This is a genomic window from Kitasatospora sp. RG8 (assembly GCF_017813315.1).
Taxonomy (GTDB): domain Bacteria; phylum Actinomycetota; class Actinomycetes; order Streptomycetales; family Streptomycetaceae; genus Kitasatospora.
Genome location: NZ_JAGIYX010000046.1, coordinates 16,943 through 39,050, shown reverse-complemented (window position 1 = coordinate 39,050; position 22,108 = coordinate 16,943). Strand labels below are relative to the sequence as shown.

Sequence of the window (22,108 nt, the reverse complement as noted above, 5' to 3'; positions counted from 1 at the left end):
CCGGGCTCAGGCCGCCTGGGCCGGCGTGCCCAGGCAGAGTCCGACGGTGGTGGCGACCAGCAGGTCCAGGGCCCGCAGTGCCTCCTCGTCGGGCTCCGCGTGGTCGGCCCGGAGTACCAGATGACGGCCGCACAGGCCGTCGAAGCCCGCCAGGAACTGGATGGCGACCTCGCGCGCGGGCTGGGCCAGCGTCAGGCCGTGCGCGTCGGCGAGCGCGGTGAGCATGGCTGCCGCGATCCGCTCGGTCTCGCCCTGGAGTTCGCGGATGATCTCCTGCAGCTCGGGGTCGCGCATCGCCAGCGTCTCGACCTCGGCCAGCAGGATGCACCGGCCCGGTTCGGCGACGGTGCTGGTCCAGAGCGCGTGCACCAGCGTCCGAACCTGCTCCCCGAACGGCCCGTCGCCGGGGGAGGCGGCGTGCACCTGCTCGATGAAGTCGGCCATCAGCTGCTCGGTCACGGCCCGGTAGAGGTCCTTCTTGGTGCCGAAGGTGTAGTGCACCGTCGCCTGTGCCACGCCCAGCTCGGCCGCGATCGCACGGGTGCTGCCGGCGGCGACGCCCTCGCGGCTCATGAGGTCGATCGCGGCCCGGATCAGCTGCGGGCGTCGTTCGGAGGCGGGGACGTGGGCCATTGACTCAGGGTATCGCCATGGTCAAGCAACGTGGTCGAGTGAATTGGTCACCCACTCCTGTCGCTCGACTTTGTCACTTGAACAACTTGCGCGTACCGTGGGCCGGGACCTGTTCAGGCACCTGCCTGCCCGACCGATCAGACCGAGGGGTCACCCATGGCCACATACCTCTACCGACTGGGCCGCTACTGCTTCCGGCGAAGGCGGGCCGTGCTGGCCGTCTGGATCGCGGTGCTGATCGCGGTCGGCGGCGCCGCCGGGGCCTTCGCCGGCAAGACCAGCGAGGAGTTCAAGGTCCCCGGCACCGAGGCGCAGAGCACCCTGGACCGGATCAAGGGCACCTTCCCCGAGCAGGGCCACGGCTCGGCGCAGGTGGTCTTCGCCGCCGGCGGCCCCGGCGGGATCACCGCACCGGAGGCCGCCAAGGCCGTCACCGAGGCGGTCGGCCGGATCGCCACCGCCCCGGGCGTCTCCGCCGCGCCCGACCCGTACGCCGCCGGCGCGGTCTCGCCGGACGGCCGGGTCGCGATCGCCCTGGTCTCCTTCGACCACAAGCTCGGCGATATCACCGAGCAGCAGCGCGACGCGGTGAAGGCGGCCGCCGAGCCGGCCCGCGCGGCCGGGCTGACCGTGGCCTACGGCGGCGACGCGTACAACAAGATGGCGCAGGTCGACGGGGGCGAGGCGGTCGGGCTCGCGGTGGCCGGGGTGGTGCTGGTGATCACCCTCGGGTCACTGGTCGCCGCCGGGCTGCCGCTGCTGACCGCCCTGGTCGGCATCGGCGTGGCGATGGCCGGGCTGCTCGCGCTCTCCGGCTCGTTCGAGATCATCAGCACCGCGCCGGTGCTCGCGCTGATGGTCGGCCTGGCCGTCGGCATCGACTACGCGCTGTTCATCCTCTCCCGGCACCGCCGCCACCTCGCCGAGGGGCTGGAGCCGGACGAGGCCGCCGCCCGCGCCAACGCGACGGCCGGCAGCGCGGTGGTCTTCGCCGGCCTGACCGTGGTCGTCGCCCTCGCCGGGCTGGCCGTCGCGGGCGTGCCGTTCCTGACCGTCATGGGCCTGGCCGCCTCCGGAGCCGTGGTGGTGGCGGTACTCGTCGCGATCACCCTGCTGCCCGCGCTGCTCGGCTTCGCCGGCCGCGGCATCGACCGGCTGCCGGTCTGGCGGCGCGCGGTGAGGCCGTCGGGGAAGACGACCCTCGGCGAGCGCTGGGCGACGTTCGTGGTGCGCCGGCCGCTGGCCGTCCTGCTCGCCGGGCTGACCGCGCTGACCGCCCTCGCCGTGCCCGCGGCCAGCCTCAGCCTGGGCCTGCCCGGCGGTGGCTCGCAGGCCGCCGGCACCGATGCCCGCAAGGCGTACGACCTGATCAGCGACGGCTTCGGCCCAGGCTTCAACGCGCCGCTGGTGGTGGTCGTCGACGCCAAGGGCGCGGCGCAGCCGGAGCAGGCGGTGCAGGGCGTGGCGGCGAAGCTGGGCTCGCTGAAGGGCGTGCAGACGCTGCTGCCGCCGGCCGTCGACGGACCCAGCCGGACGACGCTGCTGACCGTCATCCCGCGCACCGGTCCGGACCACGCCGACACCAGGCAGCTGGTCAACGAGATCAGGGACCAGCGCGACGGGCTCCGGGCCGCGACGGGCGCGCGGATCGACGTCACCGGCACCACCGCCGCCAACATCGACGTCTCCGCCAAGCTCGGCGACGCGCTGCCGCCGTTCGTCGCGGTGATCGTCGGCATCGCGGTGGTGCTGCTGGCCCTGGCCTTCCGCTCGATCCTGGTGCCGCTGAAGGCGGTGGCCGGCTTCCTGCTCAGCATCACCGCCTCGCTCGGCGCCGTCGTCGCCGTCTACCAGTGGGGCTGGCTGGACGGGGTGATCGACGTGCCCAAGGTCGGCCCGGTGGTGAGCTTCGTGCCGATCCTGCTGATCGGGGTGCTCTTCGGGCTGGCGATGGACTACGAGCTGTTCCTGGTCTCCGGGATGAAGGAGCACCACGTGCACGGCATGGCGCCGCGGGACGCGGTGGTCGCGGGGGTGAAGAACGGCGCGCGGGTGGTCACGGCGGCGGCGCTGATCATGGTGTCGGTGTTCGGCAGCTTCGTCTTCGGCCACGACCCGATCGTCCAGCCGATCGGCTTCGCGCTGGCGGTGGGCGTGCTGGTGGACGCCTTCGTGGTGCGGATGGCGCTGGTGCCGGCCGCGATGGCGCTGTTCGGCCGGGCGGCCTGGTGGTTCCCGAAGAGCCTGGAGAAGGTGGTGCCGCGGGTGGACATGGAGGGCGAGCAGCTGATGGCCAGGCTGGAGCGGCCCTCCGCCGAGCCCGTGAAGACCCCCGAGCGGGTCTGAGCCCACCGCCCACCGCCCGCCGCACCATCACCGCATCACCGCACCACGGCATCACCGCATCACCGCGGTACTCGCGGTACTCGCGCGGCTCCCGGCGGTCTCGCCGGGGGCCGCGTCCCGTCACGGCAGCCGTTGCTCGAACCAGACCACCTTGCCGGTGCCCAGCCGGGTGGCGCCCCAGCGCTCGGCGCAGCGGGCCACTATCTGCAGCCCGCGCCCGCGTTCGTCCTCCGGCCCGGTGCGGCGCGGACGCGGCAGCAGCGGGCTGTCGTCCCCGACCTCGCACCGCAGCCGGGTGGTGCGGACCAGGCTCAGGGTGACCGGCCGGGTGGCGTGCTGGACGGCGTTGGTGACCAGCTCGCTGACCATCAACTCGGTCGCCTCGCTGAGCCCTTCGAGCCCCCAGCGGCGCAGCGTGTGGGCGGCCAGCCGGCGTGCCCGCCCCGGGGTCTCGTTGCGCGGCTGGAGGTACCAGTGCGCGACGTCGCCGGCCGGGATGCCGTCGAAGCAGGCGGCGAGCAGCGCGATGTCGTCGCCGCGGTCGCCCGGTGGCAGGATCCGCAGGGCCTCCTGGCAGAGCTGCTCGGGGGCCTGCGGCTGCACGGTGGCGAGCCGGGCCCGGAGCAGCTCCAGCCCGTCGCTGATCGGACGGTTGCGGGTCTCCACCAGGCCGTCGGTGAAGAGCAGCAGTGCGGAGCCGGGCGGGGCGGGCAGCTCGACGGAGGAGAAGTCGACGCCACCGACGCCGATCGGCGCGCCCGAGTCCAGCTCCAGCAACTCGGCCGTGCCGTCCGGCCGGACCAGCACCGGTGGCACGTGTCCGGCGTTGGCGAGCACCACCCGGTTGGCGATCGGGTCGTAGACCGCGTACACGCAGGTGGCCAGGTGCTGTTCGCGGCCGAGCCGTTGGGCCTGCTCGTCGAGGTGGTACAGCACCTCGTGCGGCGGCAGGTCGAGTGCGGCCAGGGTCTGTGCGCTGGTGCGGAGTTGGCCCATGATGGCAGCAGAGGTGAGCGAGTGGCCCATCACGTCGCCGACGATCAGCGCCACCCGGTTCCCGGGCAGCGGGACGGCGTCGTACCAGTCGCCGCCGACCTGGGCACCGCGCTCGCCGGGCAGGTAGCGCTGGGAGAGCCGGACGCCGTGCGGCTGGGGGAGGCGCAACGGCAGCATGCTGCGCTGGAGTTCGTTGGCTATCTCCCACTCGCGGGCGTACCGCAGCGCGGTGTCGACGGCCAGGCCGGCCTGGGTGGTGAGGTGGGTGGCGGTCGCGGTGTCGGCGGCGTCGAAGCCGGGGCGGCCGGTCTTCTCGGGCGGCCGGCGGATCAGCACCAGCAGGCCCAGGACGGCCTTGCGCCCGCGCAGCGGCAGGGCGAGCACGGAGCTGCCGGCGCCGAGCCGGGCCAGCCCGCGGGCGCCGTACAGCTCGCGCAGCAGCTCGGTGGTCCGCTCGGTGGCGCGGTCGGTCGTCCCGTCGGCCCGCCCCGCCGTGCCGAGGACGGCGGCCTCGGCGGGGCGGCGGCTGAGCAGGGTGTGGGCGAGCGCACCGCCCCGGGTGACCGGCGTGGCGGGTCCGGTGTCGGCGGTCGAGCGCGAGCCGTACCGGCTGCCGTGCCGGGACCCCCGGTGGTCGCCCCCGGCGGTGGGCCGACCGCGGCGGCCCAGCCGGGTGCCCAGGCTGTGGTGGATCCGCAGCTCGTCGGGGAACCCGGGCTCGCGCTCGACGTTGGGCAGCGGGTCGCGCAGGTGGACGATGGCGGCGTCGGCGAGGGTCGGCACCAGCACCCGGCAGATGTTGCGCAGCGTCGCCGCCAGGTCGAGGGCGCTGTTGACCCGCCGGGTGGCGTGGTCGAGGAGGGCGAGGCGCTCGGCGACCTCACCGGAACCGGTTTCGCGAGGTGGCGGGCGGCGTTGGCCCGGAAGGGCAGGCGGCTGTCCGGCCTCGGGTTTGAGCTGGTCGCGCACGGCTGCCTGTCCTGGGAGTGGTGTCGGGTGCTGGTGTTTCCGGGGTGCGCTGGTCTCAGCCGACGCGTCGACAGCGCAGGAACAGTTGCTCCTCCGGCGGCAGCGAGGTGCTGGCCGGCGCGTACGAATACCCCGACCGATCCTCGACGGCGAACCCGGCCTCCACCAGAACCCGTTCCAGATCCTCGCGCAGATACCCGCTGATCCGCAGCTCCCGTCCGAGGAACGGGAGTGGAACGTGATCCAGGTCCGCCTCGACCATACCGAGCGCCAGCAGCCCGCCGGGCCGCAGGAGCTCGCGCAGCCGGGCGAGCACGACGGGGATCTCGTCCTGGGGGAGCAGGATGAGGGAGAAGAACGCGGTGACGGCGGCGAACCCGCCGTGCCCGGCTGGGCCGAGCGCCGGGACGTTCCAGGCGTGGCCGGCCCGGTCGGTGGCCAGGTCGTACATGTCGATGCGGTGGAACTCGGGCGGGTACGGGTACGGGCCGTGCTGCCCGGTGCCGCGTGCCAGCGTGAGCATCACGTCCGAGAGGTCCACGCCGGTGACGCGCATTCCGGCGGCGGCCAGCTGTCGGACGGTCGGGTCGCCGGTGCCGCAGCCGACGTCCAGCACGGCGGCGCCCGGTTCGAGCTGTGCCAGCAGCCGGCGCCCGCAGGCGAGCTGGCCGTCCTTGGCGGGGAAGGCCTCGGCGTAGCCCGCGCCGATGGTGTCGAAGGCGACCGCCTGCAGGGCGCGCTCGGCACGCCGGTGCAGTACGTCGGGCTCGTCGCCGCCGTCCGCGTCCTCGTCGAGGGGGAACGGGTCGGATATCTGTCCGGTCGTCACGATTGAGAGGCACCTTTCCACCCGGGCCTCCGGTCGGCTGTACTCGGCGTACGAGGCCGGGCCGCGTTCGTCCCGGCGCCCGTGCTGCCTCGCCGGCCCGCTGCCGGTGGCGGTACGTCACGCTCCCCGCGTCACACTGACTGCACTCTGACACCCGACTGCACTCAGACACTCTGCGCAGAGACGTTCCGTGCGCGGATACGGCTCCGTGCACAGGGACACTCTGCACCGTGGGGACGCCGCCGCGCCGCCGTTTCCGGATGCTCTGCCGGATAAGTGCACTCATGTGTGTACTGGCATCTGAGAATATGCGTGATCACTCCGTCATGGGGTCCGTTTCCGGCCAACTCGTGACAGTTGGGCGCTGTGACCCGGGTTGCGGAAGCACGGGGTTGCGGGCCGGGGTGGTGCGTCCGGGCGCCGCGCGCCGCACGGTTCGCTGGCACTGCGGTCCTGACCTGGGACTTTCCGCTGCGCCAGGCCGACAACCCGACGTTTATTGAACGTCAATCGGTCCGGTGCACAGTGGAGTCCAGCGCCGGGGAAGCGTTGAGGGTGCTCCCGCAGCCGGGGGGCTGCGGGAGCATCCAACGCTCAATGGGGGGAGCCTCCAGTCGGGGGACGGAGGCTCAAGGCGCGAGGGGAGAGAGGGGCTCGGTGTGCTGTTGGGAGATGAGGTCCGCCACGGGGGAGGCCTCCGGCACACCGAGCCGCGTGAAGACGACGTGCGCCTCCTGGAGACACGCCAGCCCGCGCGCCGGCTGCGCGAGCCCGAGCAGCGCCTCGCCGAGCGCGGCATTGGCCAGGCCCTGGCAGTAGGCGGAGTCCATCTCCAGCCCGATGGCGAGGGACTCCTCGGCCGCCTCGGCCGCCTCGGCGTGCTGGCCGGCGGCGAGGAGACTCACGGCGAGCCGGGCCAAGGTGTAGCCCTCACGGAGGCGGTTCTGCTGGGACCGGTAGAGCCGGTGCGCCTCCTGGAGGTGCGCGACGGCGGTACCGGGTGAGCCGCCGGAGGAGAGGACGACGCCCAGCTGGTACAGGGTGTCGGCCAGGCAGGGACCGTTCTTCGAGGCTCGTGCGCTGGTGACCGCGCCGGTCGCGGAGCGCACGGCGGACTGCGCGTCCCCGACGTCGAGCTGGGCCCGGGCGATGTTGCCCAGCAACCGCGCCTCACCGATGGGTGCGCCGACCACCCGGCTGATGGCGAGGGCCTGTTCGAAGAAGGGGAGCGCCTCGGCGGAGCGGTTGGCGACGCTGAGGATGATGCCCAGGGTGTTGGTGGTGGCCGAACGCAGGATGGTCACATCGTCCGCGTCCTGCAGGCGCAGGCTCTTCAGCAGCGAACGCTCGGCACTCTGGAAGTCGTTGGTGATCGACTGCAGGGTTCCGAGGGCGAAGTGCACCCGGGCGAGCGCGGCGGAGTCCCCGTACGCCTCGGCGTTCCGGTCGGCGATCTCCAGCATGTACCGCACCCGCGGGCCGTGGGTCGGGTCCTCGACCAGGCTGTCCAGGATGATCAGCAGGTCGACCGCGGGCCGCAGCAGCGTGCTCGGTCCGTGGACGGCGGCCTCGACCGAGCTGAGCAGGAGCGCGATCTCGCTGCGGAGCCACTCCCGCGCCGATTCGCTCGCCGACAGGTCCAGGCCGCGCGAGCTCAGGCCGTTGAGGGGCTCGGGCAGCTGGTCGTCCGGCTCGATGGCCCGGGCCGCGTTGCGCACGGTGGGCAGCAGCAGGTCGAGCAGCCGCCGCACGGCTGCGTGCTGTTCCTCGACGTCGCCGATCCGCTCGTTCTGGCGCTGTGCGTAGAGCCGGAGCAGGTCGTGGTAGCGGTAGCGGCCCGGTGCGAAGCACTCCAGCATGTTCGCCTCGACGAGCGCCTCGGCCAGCTGCTCGGCGGAGTCCTCGTCGACGCCCAGCAGGGCCGTCACGGCTGCGAGCGGGAGGTCGGGGGAGTCGATCAGGGAGAGCAGTCGAAAGGCCCGGGCCTCGGCGGGGGAGAGCTGCCCGTAGCCGAGTCCGATGGTGGTCTCCACCGCCAGGTTGCCGAGCTGGAGCTCGTCCAGACGGCGCCGCTGATCGGCTAACCGCCGGGCGAGGTCGGACACGCTCCAGCGCGGTCGGCTCGCCAGCCGTGCGGCGGCGATCCGGACCGCGAGCGGCAGGAAACCGCAGGCCGTGACCACGGCCATGGCCGCTTCGGGCTCGGCCGCCACGCGCTGCTCGCCGACGATGGCCGAGAAGAGCGCCAGCGCCTCCGCCGGGGTCAGCTCCTCGACGTCCACCAGGTGGGCCCCGGGAATCCCGGCGAGCCGGGACCGGCTGGTCGCGAGCACCGCGCAGCCGGACACCCCGGGGATGAGCGGCTGGATCTGCCGTGCGTCCTGGGCGTTGTCCAGGAGGATCAGCATCCGCCGGCTGGCGAGCAGCGAACGGTAGAGAGCCGCACGCTGTTCGAGCGAGTCGGGGGTCTCGGTGACGCCGAGCGCGTGCAGGAAGTCGCCGAGCACCACGGCAGGGTCGGCGGGCGAGGCGCCGGCACCGCGGAGGTCGACGTACAGCTGCCCGTCCGGGAACTCGGCGCGGACCCGGTGCGCGACGTGGACGGCGAGGGTGGTCTTGCCCACGCCGCCGATCCCCGCCAGCGAGGTGACGACCACGGCCTGGCCGGTGGCGTTCATCAGGACGGAGGAGAGGTCGGCCACCAGATCGGTGCGCCCGCTGAAGTCCGAGACGTCGGCGGGCAGCTGGGCCGGCGGGGTCACCGTGGCCGGGAGGTCTTCCCGGGCCGGACCGCTGACCGCCGCGACGGCGGGGAGCGTCAGGGCCGGGTCGGCGGCCAGGATGCGCGAGTGCATGGTGGAGAGGCCGGCGCCGGGCTCGACACCGAGCTCGTCGATCAGGAGCTTCCGGGTGTCGGTGTAGACGCCCAGTGCCTCCGCCTGGCGGCCGCAGCGGTAGAGCGCGAGCATCAGCAACTCGCGCAGCCGCTCCCGGAGCGGGTGTTCGGCGGTGAGCGAGCTGAGTTCGCCGACCATTTCGGCGTGCAGGCCGATGTCGAGGGCGGCCGCGCACCGCTCCTCGGAGACGGTGACGTGGCGCTCGGCCAGGCGCAGCCGCTGTGACTCCGCGTACGGACCCGGGACACCTGTCAGAGCCCGGCCGCTCCACAGGCCGAGCGCGCTCGCCAGAAGCCGGTGCGTCTCGTGCAGGTCCCCGGCCGTGCGGGCCGCGCTGGCCTCCGACGTCCGGTTCTCGAAGACGGCCACATCGAGGGCGTCCGACGGAATGCGAAGTGCATAGCCGTCACTGACCGAGATGAGCAGTTCCGCCGGTCGGCGAATTTCGCGCCGCGGCTCGATGACTGCACGCAGACGGGAGATATATGTCCGCAATGCGGCAATGGCCTGAGCCGGGGGGCGATCGCCCCACAGCCCATCGACAAGATCCTGAGTGGTGACGGGCCGGCCGGAGTGCAGGAGCAGCGCGGTCAGGACCGCCTGTTGCTGTGGTGAGCCGAGCGCGAGCGACTTGCCGTCGAGCCATGCCTGGACCGGACCGAGTACCTGGAAGCGCAGCGCTGGTGCGGGCGGCGTCTCCCGAAACTCCATGAAGTCCCCCGATGGCCTGTGGTGTCGATTTCGCGAAGGACGCTCGGCGGTCCGCCGTGTGGTGGCCTCAGCTTAGGCGGAGGGTCGACTCTGCCGGACGGCACAGCAAGCCGCACGATGTTTATCGGACATTTAATCAACCCTACGATACTGGCGACGCGCCCGCGCCAAGCCGGTGGGGCTGAAGACATTTGATGACCGAAAGGCGGCCGTCCATGGCCAACAACCAGAGCGAGACCCCCGCGCCGACCACGCCGGCCACGGAGGCCGCTGTGGAGGCGGGCAAGGCTGTCGAGGGTGCGGTGGCCGCCTCCTCGAACCCGGCCGAGTACACCGAGCCGACCGCCGGCCAGAAGGCGGACCTCGAGGACGACCTCTTCGGTGGCGAGGCCGACCGGATCGTCGAGCCGGCCACCCCGGCCACCACGCAGGAGGGGCCGTACGAGCCCCAGGGCATCATCGCCAGCCGCCCGTAGTCGCACGCCGGACCAGTGCCCTGCGCCCCACGAGTCGTGGGGCGCAGGGCATTCGTCGTCATTGATGTGAAAACGGCGCTGATCGGTCGAATCACCTGAGAAGCCGCTGCATAGGGCGAACTGTCCGGCGATTCGCAGTGGTTCACCCGTACGTCGGGATTTGTCCGAGCTCATTTGCGATGGACGGTCGAGCGGTGTCCGACCCGGATCACGAGGATCAGCAGCACCCCGTTGTCGACCGTGTAGACGACCCGGTGGTCGCCGACCCGGAGCCGACGGTACCCGGGGCTGCCCACCAGGGCGGTCGTGTTGAAGCCGAACGGGTCCCACTCGTTCGCCCGCCCCTCACGCCACCTGGCTCTCGTTGAGGCGGGAGTTCCTGTTGCGGGCGGCGAGCCGGGCGTGCAGGCGGGCGTGGGGGTCGTCGGCCGGGTCGGGGTCGGGGTCGTCCGGGGCCGGGCCGACCTGGTCGGGCCGGGCCGTCCACTCGCGGCCGCCGGCGGTCGGGCGCAGGTAGTGCTCGCCGCCGAGGGTGTCCATGTAGACGCCGGTGCGGCCGGTCCTGGTGTCGAGGACGAGTTCGCCCACGCGCGGCCGGTAGGCCGGGGCGGAGTCGCGCTTACGGGTGCTCACCGCAGTGCTCCCTTGCTCTGGTACGGGCGTGGCGGTGGCTGCGCCGGCCCTGGTCGCTGTCGTGGCTCGGTTTCTGCTCGGCGACTACCCAGCATCTCTAGAGAAGCTAATATCTCTAGAGATGTCAACGGTCGTACCAGTCCTATCGGCTTACCGGTGGGCGTGGTCGCGCCTACGATTTCTGGCGAGGAAGAGGGAGAGCGCGATGGTCGGCAGCAGTGGCGAGAAACAGCCCAAGTACCAGCGGATCGCCGACACGCTCAAGGCGGCCATCGACGCCGGCGAGTACCGCGCCGGCGACCGCCTCCCCGGCGAGAACGACCTCATGGACGAGTACGGCGTCGCCCGGATGACCGCGCGTCAGGCGCTCGGGGTGCTGCAGAGCGAGGGCATCGCCGAGGCGCGCAGGGGCGCGGGGGTCTTCGTGCGCGACTTCCGGCCGCTGCGCCGGCGCGGGATCCAGCGGCTCGCCCAGGGGCAGTGGGGGTCGGGCCGGTCGATATGGTCGGCGGACATCGACGGTCGGACGCTGGTCGTGGACCAGGTCTCGGTCACCGAGCAGGGGGCACCGGACCACGTGGCGCGGGTGCTCGGGGCCGACCCGGGCGCGCCGATGTGCGTGCGCCACAGACGCTTCGTGCTGGACGGCAAGCCGGTGCTGCTGTCGACGTCCTACCTGCCGGCCGGCCTGGTCGCGGGGACGGCGATCACCCGCGAGGACACCGGCCCGGGCGGGACGTACGCGCGCCTGGCGGAGATCGGCGCGAAGCCGGTGCACTTCCGCGAGGAGGTCCGCTCCCGCATGCCCAGCGCCGAGGAGAGCACCCGGCTGGAGCTCTCGGCGGGCACGCCGGTGATCCTGATCTGCCGCACGGCCTTCGCCGACGAGGGCCAGGTCGTCGAGCTGAACGAGATGACGCTCGACGCGGCGTCCTACGTCCTGGAGTACGACTTCGACGCGTGAACGGGCCTCCCGGCGCTCGACGCGTGAACGGGCCTCCCGGCGCCGTCGGACGGGCCGCCGGTCGGCCGGACCCGGACCGCCCCGGTCGCAGGGGTGCGGCCGGGGCGGTTCGACGGGGCGGGGGTGACTACTCCTTCGAGCGCACCCGCAGGCTGGTGATCAGCGGGCCCTCGGTGGTCTCGCGGAAGAAGTCGTTGCCCTTGTCGTCCACCACGATGAACGCGGGGAAGTCCTCGACCTCGATGCGCCAGACGGCCTCCATGCCCAGCTCGGCGTACTCCAGGACCTCGACCTTCTTGATGCAGTCCTGGGCGAGCCGGGCCGCCGGGCCGCCGATGGAGCCGAGGTAGAAGCCGCCGTGCGCGGCGCAGGCGTCGGTCACCTGCTTGGAGCGGTTGCCCTTGGCCAGCATGACCATCGAGCCCCCGGCCGCCTGGAACTGGTCGACGTAGGAGTCCATCCGGCCGGCCGTGGTGGGGCCGAAGGAGCCGGAGGCGTAGCCCTCGGGGGTCTTGGCCGGGCCGGCGTAGTAGACCGGGTGGTCCTGGAGGTACTTGGGCATGCCCTCGCCGGCGTCCAGGCGCTCCTTGATCTTGGCGTGCGCGATGTCGCGGGCGACGACCAGGGTGCCGGTGAGCGAAAGCCGGGTCTTGACCGGGTACTTGGACAGCTCGGCGCGGATCGAGGACATCGGCTGGTTGAGGTCGACGCGCACCACGTCGTCGTCGAGGTGCTCGTCGGTGGTGTCCGGCAGGTACTTCGCCGGGTCGGTCTCCAGCTGCTCCAGGAAGACGCCCTCGGCAGTGATCTTGCCCAGGGCCTGGCGGTCGGCGGAGCAGGAGACGGCCATCGCGACCGGCAGCGATGCGCCGTGGCGCGGCAGGCGGACGACGCGCACGTCGTGGCAGAAGTACTTGCCGCCGAACTGCGCGCCGATGCCGATCTTCTGGGTGAGCTCGGTGACCTTGGCCTCCAGCTCCAGGTCGCGGAACCCGTGCCCGGTCTTGGCGTTGCCCTCGGTCGGCAGGTGGTCCAGGTAGTGCGCGGAGGCGTACTTGGCGGTCTTCAGCGCGAACTCGGCGCTGGTGCCGCCGATCACGATCGCCAGGTGGTACGGCGGGCAGGCGGCGGTGCCGAGCGAGCGGATCTTCTGCTCCAGGAACGAGAGCATGCTCGCCTCGTTCAGGATGGCCTTGGTCTCCTGGTACAGGTACGACTTGTTGGCGGAGCCGCCGCCCTTGGCCATGAAGAGGAACTTGTAGGCGTCGCCGTCGGTCGCGTACAGCTCGATCTGGGCCGGCAGGTTGTTGCCGGTGTTCTTCTCGTCCCACATGGTGACCGGGGCCATCTGCGAGTAGCGCAGGTTCAGCTTGGTGTACGCGTCGTACACGCCGTGCGCGATGGAGGTCTCGTCGCCGCCCTGCGTCAGCACGTTCTGGCCGCGCTTGCCCATGACGATCGCGGTGCCGGTGTCCTGGCACATCGGCAGGATGCCGCCGGCCGAGATGTTGACGTTCTTCAGCAGGTCCAGCGCGACGAAGCGGTCGTTGGGGCTGGCCTCCGGGTCGTCCAGGATGCGGCGCAGCTGGGCGAGGTGGGCGGGCCGGAGGTAGTGCGAGATGTCGTGCATCGCCTCGGCGGTGAGCAGCCGCAGGGCCTCGGGCTCGACCTGGAGGAAGGTTCGACCGCCGGCCTCGAAGGTGGAGACACCCTCGGAGGTCAGCTTGCGGTACGGGGTCGGGTCAGCGCCCAGGGGGAGGAGGTCGCTGTACTCGAAGTCTGGCGTGGGAGCCATGGGGGCGGTCCTTAGGTTTCCAGTGTGTCCGGCTGCGTCGGCGAAGCACCCTCAAGGGTAGGACCCGGCGAAACGTCGCACGCGGACAGGTCGGCCTGCGTGACCGGCGTCACTCGGACACGTGTGTGGGGGCCGCCCCGGTGGCTAGGCTTGGCCCCGTGGACAACACGCCGTCGAGGGACGACCAGGGGCAGCCGCCCGTACCGATGACCAAGCCGGAGGCGAAGCGGCCCGCCCGTGCCGACCACGCCCCGGTGCCGGAGGCCGAGATGAGGGCCTCGGACGCCGACCGCGAGCGGGTGGCGGAGCTGCTGCGCGACGCCTACGCCGAGGGCCGGCTGGACGCGGAGGAGCACTCCGAGCGGATCGGGGCCGCGTACGGGGCCAAGACGCTGGGCGACCTCGCGCCGCTGACCAGGGACCTGCCGGCGCACCGGTCGATCTCCTTCGAGAAGACCCCGCTGGGTGAGCCGGGCGGGCGCCCGGACGGTCCGGTGCGGCTGCCGGCCCGGCACGAGGCGCCGACCATGGTCGCGATCTTCGGGGCCGCCGCCCGCAAGGGCCGCTGGCGGGTCGGCTCGCAGCTGCGGGCGGTGGCGGCGTTCGGCGGGATCGAGATCGACCTGACCGATGCCGTCTTCGAGTCGCCGGAGGTGGTCATCGACGTGGTGTCGATCTTCGGCGGGGTCGAGATCAGGGTGCCGGAGAACGTCAGCCTGATCGGCGGCGGTGTCGGCATCTTCGGCGGTTTCGACGTCAAGGAGCGGATCGCCGCCGACCCGTACGCGCCGGTCGTCCGGGTCAAGGGCATGGCGGTGTTCGGCGGTTGCGAGGCGCGGCCGCGCAAGGGCAAGAAGCTCAAGGAATGGGTGCGCAAGCAGCTCGGCACCGAGTAGGCCGGGCCGGCCCCGGAGGCCGGAAGTGTGCCCGGGTGGGAGCAACTCCCGCCCGGGCACTCGTCGTTGCGCCGGGTGCACTCTGTAGTCGATTGCGTGCAGTGTGCATGAATCGCGGTCCGGCGGGGTAGTTCCTCTCGCACATCGCTTCTTGTTACGGCTGTGCACCGGAGGCGGCCTGAGGCCGGCTCGGGGGGTGAAGAGCGGGGGCTCGCAGCCGGGCAGGGGTGCGAAATTCCCCGTGTCCGAGAGCCTCGTCAGGAGTACGGCCGTGCTGCATCCGATCGAGTCCCGCCCCACATCGCCCCTTGCCGCCGCGCAGGTGCTGGAGCGCCGGCCCGGCGCCCAGCCGCAGGGCGACGACGATCCCTGGCACACCGGCGCGGCCTGCCGGAGGGACGAGGTGGGGCTGTTCTTCGCGCCTTCCAAGGAGCCCACGGCGGCCCGGCTTTCGCGCGAGGAACAGGCGAAGCAGGTCTGTGCGCGCTGCCCGGTGCTGCTGGAGTGCCGGGAGCACGCGCTCGCGCAGCCGGAGCCGTACGGCGTGTGGGGCGGACTGACGGCGGCCGAGCGCCGGGTGGTGCTGGCCCGCAGGCGGCGCCGGGAGACGGAGCTGCGGGAGGCGGCCCGCCCGCGCCGGATAGCGGGCTGAACGGGCCGAGCGGGCTGAACGGGCCGGGCACGTCGGGCAGGTTCGGGCGGGCCGGGCGCGGGGCGCTGGGCACCGGCCGTTGAGCGGGGGTCCGCAATCACCTCGGCGCCCGCAGCCACTCGGCGCCCGCGCGCGCCGCTGCCCCCGCATGCCGGCGCCCGCGCAGCTCTGCCCCGGTACGGGTCGGCCCCCGCCGCACCTCAATATCCGTACCGGTACCCGCCCGCAGCAGCACCCGCCACTGCCTGCACCCACCCGCACCAGCACCTGCGTGTGCCAACGTCCGCGTGCACGAACGCCCGCGGCCTCGGCGAAGGGGGATTTCGCCGAGGCCGCGGGCGCGGCCGTCGCGGGTGCGTCCGGGGTCAGTTGGCGCGGTCGAAGTCGATCGCGCTGTAGGCCCGCAGCTTGGACAGCTTGTGGGTGGAGTGGATCTCCCGGATCGTGCCGCTCTTGGAGCGCATGACCAGCGAGCTGGTGGTGGCGGTCTCCTGGCGGTAGTGGACGCCGCGCAGCAGCTCGCCGTCGGTGATGCCGGTGGCGACGAAGAACACGTTCTCGCCGCTGACCAGGTCGTCGGTGGTGAGGACGCGGTCCAGGTCGTGGCCGGCGTCGAGGGCCTTCTGGCGCTCGGCCTCGTCCTTGGGCCAGAGGCGGCCCTGGATGACGCCGCCCATGCACTTCATCGCGCAGGCGGCGATGATGCCCTCGGGGGTGCCGCCGACGCCCATCAGCAGGTCGACGCCGGTGCCCTCGCGGGCGGCCATGATGGCGCCGGCGACGTCGCCGTCGGAGATGAACTTGATCCGGGCGCCGGCCTCGCGGATCTCCTTGACCAGGCCCTCGTGGCGCGGGCGGTCCAGGATGACGACGGTGACGTCCTCCACGGCGCTGCCCTTGGCCTTGGCGACGCGGCGGATGTTCACGGCGGCCGGGGCGGTGATGTCGACGAACTCGGCGGCCTCCGGGCCGGCGACGAGCTTGTCCATGTAGAAGACCGCGCTGGGGTCGAACATGGTGCCGCGGTCGGCCACGGCGAGCACCGCGACGGCGTTGTTCATGCCCTTGGCGGTCAGGGTGGTCCCGTCGACCGGGTCCACCGCGACGTCGCACTCGGCGCCCGTGCCGTCGCCGACCCGCTCGCCGTTGTAGAGCATCGGGGCTTCGTCCTTCTCGCCCTCGCCGATGACGACGACACCGTTCATGGAGACGGTGGAGACGAGCGTGCGCATGGCCTTGACGGCGGCGCCGTCGGCGCCGTTCTTGTCGCCACGGCCGACCCAGCGGCCGGCCGCCATGGCGGCGGCCTCGGTGACCCGGACGAGTTCGAGCGCGAGGTTCCGGTCGGGAGCCTCGGGCGCGACCTCCAGGGCGCTGGGGAGGTTGTGCGGGTACTGCGTGGTCATCGTCGTTACCTCTCTGTACGCGACGGCCAGTGAGCGCCCGACTACTGCCAGGTCGAACGCCGTGGTGAGGGTCCTGCGATCGTATCTGCCCACGAGATGACTGTCTGTGGCGCGGGTCGCCGCCCCTGCCGGAAACATCGGCTTTGCCCCCGTTCACCCGTACGTGGCCACCCCGGGTGTCGGTGGCCGGGACCGGATGAGTCACCATGTGGGGGTGGCTGGAGAGAGCAGAGGCATGAGGGGCCGGCAGACGGTACGGGACATGGTCCTGTCGATGCTGGCGGTCGGCGCCGTGGTCTGGATCGGGTACCTGTTCCTGCCGCACGACGCGAGCGGTGACGGGGTCCACACGAAGGAGTACCGGGTGGCCGCGGCCTCGGCGAAGCGCGCCGCGCCGTACACCCTGCTCGTCCCGGAGGGCCTCTCCGACAAGTGGCGGGCCACCTCGGTGACCTACGACCCGGCGTCGCTGGGCAAGGGCAAGGGCAATGCCTGGCACCTGGGCTTCGTGACCCCGGCCGGCCAGTACGCGGCCATCGAGCAGAGTGACGTCGCCCGCGACATCCTGCTCGACGCGACGGTGGCCGGCGGCAAGCCGGACGGCACCTCCGAGGTGGCCGGGCAGTCCTGGGAGCGCCTCCGGGGCCCCAAGGAGCGCGCCCTCACGATCCAGTCCGGCGGCGCCACCACGGTGCTCACCGGCACCGCCTCCTACGAGGAGCTGGCCGAGCTGGCGCAGGCCCTCAAGTAGCCCCGGACGTACGAGAAGGGCCCCGCACCGGACGGAACCGGTGCGGGGCCCTTCTGCACGCGTCACCGCATCAGACGGTGGTGACGACCTCGTCGTAGGCCAGGCGCGGCGAACGCGGGAACCAGGCGTCCTCGCCCGGCTTGCCGATGTTGACCACGGCCAGCACCGAGTGCTCGCCGTCGCCGAAGAACTCCTTGTTGATGGCGGCGGCGTCGTAGCCGGTCATCGGGCCGGCGGCCAGGCCGGCGGCGCGCACGCCGATGATGAAGTAGCCGGCCTGGAGGGCGCCGTTCATCGACGCGGAGGCCTCGCGGACCGGGCGCTCGGTGAAGAACATGTCCTTGGCCTGCGGGAAGTGCGGCAGCTGGGTCGGCAGCTCCTCGTGGAACTCGTTGTCCACGGCCAGGATGGCGACCAGCGGGGCGGCGGCGGTCTTGGCCTTGTTGCCGTCCGCCATGTGCTGCACGAGGCGCTCGCGGCCCTCGGCGGAGCGGACCAGGACGACGCGCAGCGGCTGCTGGTTGAAGGCGGTCGGGCCGAACTTGACCAGGTCGTAGATGGCCTGGATCTGCTCGTCGGAGACCGGCTCGTCGGTGAAGGTGTTGGCGGTGCGGGCCTCGCGGAAGAGCAGGTCCTGAGCGGCGGCGTCGAGTACCAGGGCGTCGGTGGTCATGCTTGTCTGCACCTCATGCGTCATTCGGGACGGGGTTCGTCTGGACGACCGGCCGGGGCCGATCACAGGTTCCCAACATGTGTGAACATTCAACTGTTCCCTGCGGAAATGTGATGTGCACCACTCGTCCGGCGCCCGACCCGCCCGTCCGGCGCCCGCCGGCCCGCTCTACTCGCCGGCGGGCCCGTCCTCCTCGGCCGCCAGCGCGGCGTCCAGCCGGGCCCGGGCGCCGTCCAGCCAGCGCTGGCAGACCTTCGCCAGCTGCTCACCGCGCTCCCAGAGCGCCAGCGACTCCTCCAGCGACGTGCCGCCGTTCTCCAGCTGCCGGACCACCTCCAGCAGCGCGTCCCGGGCGTGCTCGTACCCCAGCGCGTCGTCCGGCGTTGCGGGAACGGCCTGTTCCTCCTGCTGATCTGCCATTTCTCTCCTTACGGTGGGCCGCGCCTTCAGGTCGCGAGGAAAAGCATCGTTCGCCCCCGGGGCCGTGGAACGGCGCGTCAGGCCATGACCCCGCCCTCGGGCCGCGGTCAGGGCCCGGCCGTCACGAGGCTCTCCGGAGCCGGGTGGGAAGCCGCCCCGTCCACGGGGTGGAGGAGCCACGGGAGCCAGCGTAGGGGCTGGCACCAACAGCCGGCCGCCCGCCGGGCGGATCGCCCCGCACCCCGGCAAGGGCGGCGGGAAGCTCGGCCGCCGGCGCTCCCACCGCGTGCCGGAGCTCCTACCGGTCCGGGTCCTGAGCCCCGGCCACCGTCACGCCGAAGCCGCCGCCCGCCACCCGGGCGTGCAGCGCGTCGCCGGCCGCCACCTGTGCCGGGTCGGTCACCACGGTGCCGTCGGCCCGCTGGAGCACCGCGTAGCCGCGCTCCAGGGTGGCCGACGGGGAGAGCGCGACCACCCGGGCCAGGGTGTGCCCGAGGTCGCTCTGCGCGTGGTCCAGCCGGTGCCCGAGGGTGCGCCGGGCCCGCTCCAGCAGGGCCGCCACCTCCTGGCCGCGCCCGTCCAGCATCCGGTGCGGCACGGCGAGCGCCGGGCGGCTGCGGACGCCGTCCAGCCCGTGCTGTTCCCGGTCGACCCGGCCGAGGACGTGCCGCCGGGCCCGGTCCCGCAGGTTCCGGACCTTGGCCAGCTCCTCGCCGACGTCCGGGACCACCCGTTTGGCGGCGTCGGTCGGGGTGGAGGCGCGCAGGTCGGCGACGAAGTCCAGCAGCGGCTGGTCGGGCTCGTGGCCGATCGCGCTGACCACCGGCGTCCGGGCCGCCGCGACCAGCCGCACCAGCCCCTCGTCCGAGAACGGCAGCAGGTCCTCGACGCTGCCGCCGCCGCGGGCCACGATGATCACGTCGACCTCGGGGTGCTCGTCCAGCTCCCGCACCGCCGCGCTCACCCGCTCGACCGCGCTGACGCCCTGCACGGGCACGTTGCGCACCTCGAAGCGGACGGCGGGCCAGCGCCGCCGGGCGTTCTCCAGGACGTCCCGCTCGGCCGCCGAGCCGCGCCCGGTGACCAGCCCGACGCACTGCGGCAGGAACGGCAGCGGCCGCTTCCGGTCGGCCGCGAACAGGCCCTCCCCGGCGAGCCGCCGCTTCAGCTGCTCCAGCCGGGCCAGCAGCTCGCCCAGCCCGACCAGCCGGATCTCCGCCGCCCGCAGCGAGAGCTGGCCGCGTGCCGCGTACCACTCCGGCTTGGCGTGCACGACGACCCGCGAGCCCTCCTGCACCACGTCCGCGACCTGGTCGAAGACCGAGCGGAAGCACGTGACCGTCAGCGAGACGTCGGCCTGCGGGTCGCGCAGCGTCAGGAACACCACGCCCGCGCCCGGACGCCGGCTCAGCTGGGTGATCTGCCCCTCCACCCAGACCGCGCCGAGCCGGTCGATCCAGCCGCCGATCAGGGCGGAGACCTTGCCGACCGGGAGCGGGGCTTCGGGGGAGCTGGTGTTGGCCATGCGTACGAGGCTAGCGGCGCGCGCCGACACCGCCAGACCCGCGGCCGCGCTCCCCGGCGCCGTCGCCCTACCGGCGGATTCCCACGGCGGAGGTGCCCTGCACGACGAGGACGAGGAGCCCCACGCCCAGCCAGACGGCGCCCGTGATCTGCGCCGTCCGGGAGGCCTCGTAGACCACCGCCCCGATCACCGCGATGCCCAGCACCGGCACCACCACGTGCCGCAGCCAGTCCCGCGAGCCGTGCTTCACCGCGTACCAGCCGATGACCGAGGCCTGCAGCAGGGCGAAGCCGGTCAGCGCGCCGACGTTCACCACCGAGGTCAGCTGGTCCAGGCCGTCGTCCCGGTTGGCCGCCCAGACCGCCGCCCCCATCGTGATCACCGCCGCCACCAGCAGCGCCCGGCGCGGCACCGCGGTGGCCGGGTCCACCGTGCCGAGGGCCCGCGGCAGCCGCCCGTCCCGGCCCATCGCGTAGACCAGCCGCCCGGCCGCCGCCTGCCCGGCCAGGGCCGCGAACGCCGCGCCGACCGCCTTGCTCGTGGCGACCAGGACGTGCAGCCAGTGCCCGACACCGCTCTCCACCGTGTCGTAGAAGGCCGAGCCCTGGGCGGCCGGGTCCGCGGCCAGCTGCTGCGGGGTGGCCGGCTCCAGCAGCGCCGCCAGGTAGGTCTGCGCCACGAACAGGACGCCGGCCAGCACCAGGCACCAGAGCAGGGCCCGGGCCACCGCCGCCGAGGCGCCGACCGCCTCCTCCACGAAGGTCGCGATCGCGTCGAAGCCCAGGTAGGAGAGCACCGCCACCGAGACCGCGGAGACCACCGCGGTCAGCGAGAAGCCGCCGACCGCGGTGAGCGGCGTGTCCCAGCCGCGCTGCGCGCCGTCCCGGACCAGCACCACCGTGGCCGCCACCAGGAACACCGCGAGCACCGCGACCTCCATCACCAGCACGGCGAGGCCGGCCACCGCCGCCGTCCGCACCCCGGCCAGGTTGAGCGCGGTGGTCACCACGACGGCCAGCGCCGTCCACACCCAGCGGGACACGTCCGGCACCAGCGAGTGCAGCGCGATGCCGGAGAACAGGTACGCCACCGCCGGGATCAGCAGGTAGTCGAGCATCACCATCCAGCCGGCGATGAACCCGGGCGCCTCGCCCAGGCCGGCCCGCGCGTACGCGAACACCGAGCCGGTCTGCGGCACCGCCCGCACCATCTGGGCGTACGAGAAGGCGGTGAAGCCCATCGCGACGGTCGCCACCAGGTAGACCGCGGCCACCGCGCCGTGGCTCTTGGCGTCCAGCACGCCGAACACGCCGACCGGTGCCATCGGGGCGATGAACAGCAGCCCGTACACCATCAGGTCGCGGACACCCAGGCTGCGCCGCAGGCCGCCCGTTTCGACTCGCTCGCTCATAACCTCCACATTTGAGCATCGGCGGCCGTTTCCGGTCCGAACGCGGCGCCCGTCGGCGCGGCTCGCCTCCGCCCGTACGATGGAGCCATGTCCAACACCGCGCAGCGCCGTGTCCTGCTCGCCGCCCCCCGGGGCTACTGCGCGGGCGTCGACCGCGCCGTGATCGCCGTGGAGAAGGCCCTGGAGCAGTACGGGGCGCCGATCTACGTCCGCAAGCAGATCGTCCACAACAAGTACGTGGTGCAGACCCTGGAGAAGCAGGGCGCGATCTTCGTCGACGAGACGGAGGAGGTGCCGGAGGGTTCGATCGTGGTGTTCTCCGCGCACGGCGTCGCGCCGTCCGTCCACGACGAGGCCAAGGCCGGCAAGCTCGCCACCATCGACGCCACCTGCCCGCTGGTCACCAAGGTGCACAAGGAGGCCGTCCGCTTCGCCGACGAGGGCTTCGACATCCTGCTGGTGGGCCACGAGGGCCACGAGGAGGTCGTCGGCACCATGGGCGAGGCCCCGGACCGGATCCACCTGGTGGACGGCGCCGAGGACGTCGCCAACGTGGAGGTCCGCGACGAGTCCAAGGTCGTCTGGCTCTCCCAGACCACGCTCTCGGTGGACGAGACCATGGCCACCGTCGGCGAGCTGAAGAAGCGCTTCCCGCTGCTGGTCAGCCCGCCCAGCGACGACATCTGCTACGCCACCCAGAACCGCCAGGTCGCCGTCAAGCAGATGGCGCCCGAGACGGACCTGCTGATCGTGGTCGGCTCGAAGAACTCCTCCAACTCCGTCCGCCTGGTCGAGGTCGGCCTGGAGTACGGCGCCAAGGCCGCCCACCTGGTGGACTTCGCCGAGGAGATCCAGGAGTCCTGGCTGGAGGGCGTCACCACGGTCGGCCTCACCAGCGGCGCCTCGGTGCCGGAGATCCTGGTCGAGGGCGTCCTGGACTGGCTGGCCGCCCGCGGCTACGGCGACGTGTCGACCGTCAAGACCGCCGAGGAACACCTGACCTTCTCGCTGCCCAAGGAGCTCCGCCGCGACCTGCGGTCCGAGGCCGCCGGCAAGCTGTAGACCCGACCCTCCGGAGAGCCCGGCGCCCTGTGGGTGCCGGGCTCTCCGCTGTGCGCGGCCGGG

Annotated in this window: 18 protein-coding genes and 1 pseudogene; 7 read left to right on the top strand and 12 right to left on the bottom strand. The window is 72.7% G+C overall.

Annotated elements, in window-relative coordinates:
• Positions 1-6: 6 nt before the first annotated feature.
• Positions 7-633, bottom strand: a complete 627-nt coding sequence (locus J5Y04_RS38475; RefSeq protein ID WP_209417184.1) for a TetR/AcrR family transcriptional regulator — start codon at positions 631-633, stop codon at positions 7-9.
• A gap of 156 nt (positions 634-789) precedes the next feature.
• On the opposite strand from J5Y04_RS38475, the gene J5Y04_RS38470 reads away from it, so the two are divergent.
• A complete protein-coding gene (locus tag J5Y04_RS38470) occupies positions 790-2,979 on the top strand; it encodes an MMPL family transporter (RefSeq protein WP_209417183.1) in 2,190 nt (729 codons plus the stop codon).
• Positions 2,980-3,099: 120 nt separating this feature from the next.
• On the opposite strand, the gene J5Y04_RS38465 is transcribed toward J5Y04_RS38470, so the two are convergent.
• From J5Y04_RS38465 to J5Y04_RS38455, 3 genes are all read right to left on the bottom strand, one after another.
• A complete protein-coding gene (locus tag J5Y04_RS38465; RefSeq protein WP_209417182.1) occupies positions 3,100-4,944 on the bottom strand; it encodes a SpoIIE family protein phosphatase in 1,845 nt (614 codons plus the stop codon).
• Positions 4,945-4,999: 55 nt separating this feature from the next.
• Positions 5,000-5,701, bottom strand: coding sequence for a class I SAM-dependent methyltransferase (locus tag J5Y04_RS38460; RefSeq protein WP_209417199.1), 702 nt, complete (start codon positions 5,699-5,701; stop codon positions 5,000-5,002).
• A 701-nt stretch (positions 5,702-6,402) separates the two neighbouring features.
• Positions 6,403-9,381 (bottom strand): AfsR/SARP family transcriptional regulator, encoded by a 2,979-nt coding sequence (locus J5Y04_RS38455; RefSeq protein ID WP_209417181.1) that lies wholly within the window; start codon positions 9,379-9,381, stop codon positions 6,403-6,405.
• Positions 9,382-9,596: 215 nt separating this feature from the next.
• Here J5Y04_RS38455 and J5Y04_RS38450 point away from each other — a divergent pair, with 215 nt between their 5' ends.
• Positions 9,597-9,857 (top strand): hypothetical protein, encoded by a 261-nt coding sequence (locus J5Y04_RS38450; protein ID WP_209417180.1) that lies wholly within the window; start codon positions 9,597-9,599, stop codon positions 9,855-9,857.
• 170 nt (positions 9,858-10,027) lie between these two features.
• On the opposite strand, the pseudogene J5Y04_RS38445 reads toward J5Y04_RS38450, so the two are convergent.
• Both J5Y04_RS38445 and J5Y04_RS38440 read right to left on the bottom strand, forming a co-directional pair.
• Positions 10,028-10,189, bottom strand: a pseudogene (locus J5Y04_RS38445) (type II toxin-antitoxin system RelE/ParE family toxin); the annotation flags it as partial.
• Positions 10,190-10,202: 13 nt separating this feature from the next.
• On the bottom strand, positions 10,203-10,490 hold the full coding sequence (locus tag J5Y04_RS38440) for a hypothetical protein (protein ID WP_209417179.1): 288 nt from the start codon (positions 10,488-10,490) through the stop codon (positions 10,203-10,205).
• Positions 10,491-10,695: 205 nt separating this feature from the next.
• Here J5Y04_RS38440 and J5Y04_RS38435 point away from each other — a divergent pair, with 205 nt between their 5' ends.
• Positions 10,696-11,454, top strand: a complete 759-nt coding sequence (locus J5Y04_RS38435; protein ID WP_209417178.1) for a GntR family transcriptional regulator — start codon at positions 10,696-10,698, stop codon at positions 11,452-11,454.
• 127 nt (positions 11,455-11,581) lie between these two features.
• On the opposite strand, the gene J5Y04_RS38430 is transcribed toward J5Y04_RS38435, so the two are convergent.
• Positions 11,582-13,249: a fumarate hydratase gene (locus tag J5Y04_RS38430; protein ID WP_209417177.1), complete on the bottom strand. Its 1,668-nt coding sequence runs from the start codon at positions 13,247-13,249 to the stop codon at positions 11,582-11,584.
• A 158-nt stretch (positions 13,250-13,407) separates the two neighbouring features.
• Here J5Y04_RS38430 and J5Y04_RS38425 point away from each other — a divergent pair, with 158 nt between their 5' ends.
• Entirely contained in the window at positions 13,408-14,145 is a 738-nt protein-coding gene (locus J5Y04_RS38425) for a DUF1707 domain-containing protein (protein ID WP_307853523.1), read from the top strand.
• Positions 14,146-14,416: 271 nt separating this feature from the next.
• Complete coding sequence (locus J5Y04_RS38420) at positions 14,417-14,797, top strand: WhiB family transcriptional regulator (protein ID WP_374106209.1); 381 nt, start codon at positions 14,417-14,419, stop codon at positions 14,795-14,797.
• A 365-nt stretch (positions 14,798-15,162) separates the two neighbouring features.
• Here J5Y04_RS38420 and glpX read toward each other — a convergent pair whose 3' ends face one another.
• The gene (glpX, locus tag J5Y04_RS38415) at positions 15,163-16,203 is read right to left on the bottom strand and encodes a class II fructose-bisphosphatase (protein ID WP_148643103.1); all 1,041 of its coding nucleotides are present in this window, start codon (positions 16,201-16,203) and stop codon (positions 15,163-15,165) included.
• A 196-nt stretch (positions 16,204-16,399) separates the two neighbouring features.
• Between glpX and J5Y04_RS38410 the strand changes: the two genes are divergently transcribed.
• A complete protein-coding gene (locus J5Y04_RS38410; protein WP_307853522.1) occupies positions 16,400-16,954 on the top strand; it encodes a DUF4245 domain-containing protein in 555 nt (184 codons plus the stop codon).
• A gap of 70 nt (positions 16,955-17,024) precedes the next feature.
• Here the strand turns inward: J5Y04_RS38410 and J5Y04_RS38405 are convergent, their stop codons facing one another.
• The 4 genes from J5Y04_RS38405 to J5Y04_RS38390 form a co-directional block, all read right to left on the bottom strand.
• Positions 17,025-17,627 (bottom strand): malonic semialdehyde reductase, encoded by a 603-nt coding sequence (locus tag J5Y04_RS38405; RefSeq protein ID WP_209417175.1) that lies wholly within the window; start codon positions 17,625-17,627, stop codon positions 17,025-17,027.
• Positions 17,628-17,795: 168 nt separating this feature from the next.
• Entirely contained in the window at positions 17,796-18,047 is a 252-nt protein-coding gene (locus J5Y04_RS38400; RefSeq protein ID WP_148643100.1) for an exodeoxyribonuclease VII small subunit, read from the bottom strand.
• Between the two features lie 298 nt (positions 18,048-18,345).
• Entirely contained in the window at positions 18,346-19,572 is a 1,227-nt protein-coding gene (xseA, locus tag J5Y04_RS38395; RefSeq protein WP_209417174.1) for an exodeoxyribonuclease VII large subunit, read from the bottom strand.
• Between the two features lie 67 nt (positions 19,573-19,639).
• Positions 19,640-20,983 (bottom strand): APC family permease, encoded by a 1,344-nt coding sequence (locus J5Y04_RS38390; protein ID WP_209417173.1) that lies wholly within the window; start codon positions 20,981-20,983, stop codon positions 19,640-19,642.
• 87 nt (positions 20,984-21,070) lie between these two features.
• On the opposite strand from J5Y04_RS38390, the gene J5Y04_RS38385 reads away from it, so the two are divergent.
• Complete coding sequence (locus J5Y04_RS38385; protein ID WP_148643097.1) at positions 21,071-22,045, top strand: 4-hydroxy-3-methylbut-2-enyl diphosphate reductase; 975 nt, start codon at positions 21,071-21,073, stop codon at positions 22,043-22,045.
• The last annotated feature ends 63 nt before the right edge of the window (positions 22,046-22,108 follow it).

Bases quoted from the DNA above. Each gene is read 5' to 3' on its own strand.
- J5Y04_RS38475 (WP_209417184.1), bottom strand. From the start codon at position 633: ATGGCCCACGTCCCCGCCTCCGAACGACGCCCGCAGCTGATCCGGGCC.
- J5Y04_RS38470 (WP_209417183.1), top strand. From the start codon at position 790: ATGGCCACATACCTCTACCGACTGGGCCGCTACTGCTTCCGGCGAAGG.
- J5Y04_RS38455 (WP_209417181.1), bottom strand. From the start codon at position 9,381: ATGGAGTTTCGGGAGACGCCGCCCGCACCAGCGCTGCGCTTCCAGGTA.
- J5Y04_RS38450 (WP_209417180.1), top strand. From the start codon at position 9,597: ATGGCCAACAACCAGAGCGAGACCCCCGCGCCGACCACGCCGGCCACG.
- J5Y04_RS38435 (WP_209417178.1), top strand. From the start codon at position 10,696: ATGGTCGGCAGCAGTGGCGAGAAACAGCCCAAGTACCAGCGGATCGCC.
- J5Y04_RS38430 (WP_209417177.1), bottom strand. From the start codon at position 13,249: ATGGCTCCCACGCCAGACTTCGAGTACAGCGACCTCCTCCCCCTGGGC.
- glpX (WP_148643103.1), bottom strand. From the start codon at position 16,203: ATGACCACGCAGTACCCGCACAACCTCCCCAGCGCCCTGGAGGTCGCG.
- J5Y04_RS38410 (WP_307853522.1), top strand. From the start codon at position 16,400: ATGAGTCACCATGTGGGGGTGGCTGGAGAGAGCAGAGGCATGAGGGGC.
- J5Y04_RS38405 (WP_209417175.1), bottom strand. From the start codon at position 17,627: ATGACCACCGACGCCCTGGTACTCGACGCCGCCGCTCAGGACCTGCTC.
- J5Y04_RS38400 (WP_148643100.1), bottom strand. From the start codon at position 18,047: ATGGCAGATCAGCAGGAGGAACAGGCCGTTCCCGCAACGCCGGACGAC.
- xseA (WP_209417174.1), bottom strand. From the start codon at position 19,572: ATGGCCAACACCAGCTCCCCCGAAGCCCCGCTCCCGGTCGGCAAGGTC.
- J5Y04_RS38390 (WP_209417173.1), bottom strand. From the start codon at position 20,983: ATGAGCGAGCGAGTCGAAACGGGCGGCCTGCGGCGCAGCCTGGGTGTC.
- J5Y04_RS38385 (WP_148643097.1), top strand. From the start codon at position 21,071: ATGTCCAACACCGCGCAGCGCCGTGTCCTGCTCGCCGCCCCCCGGGGC.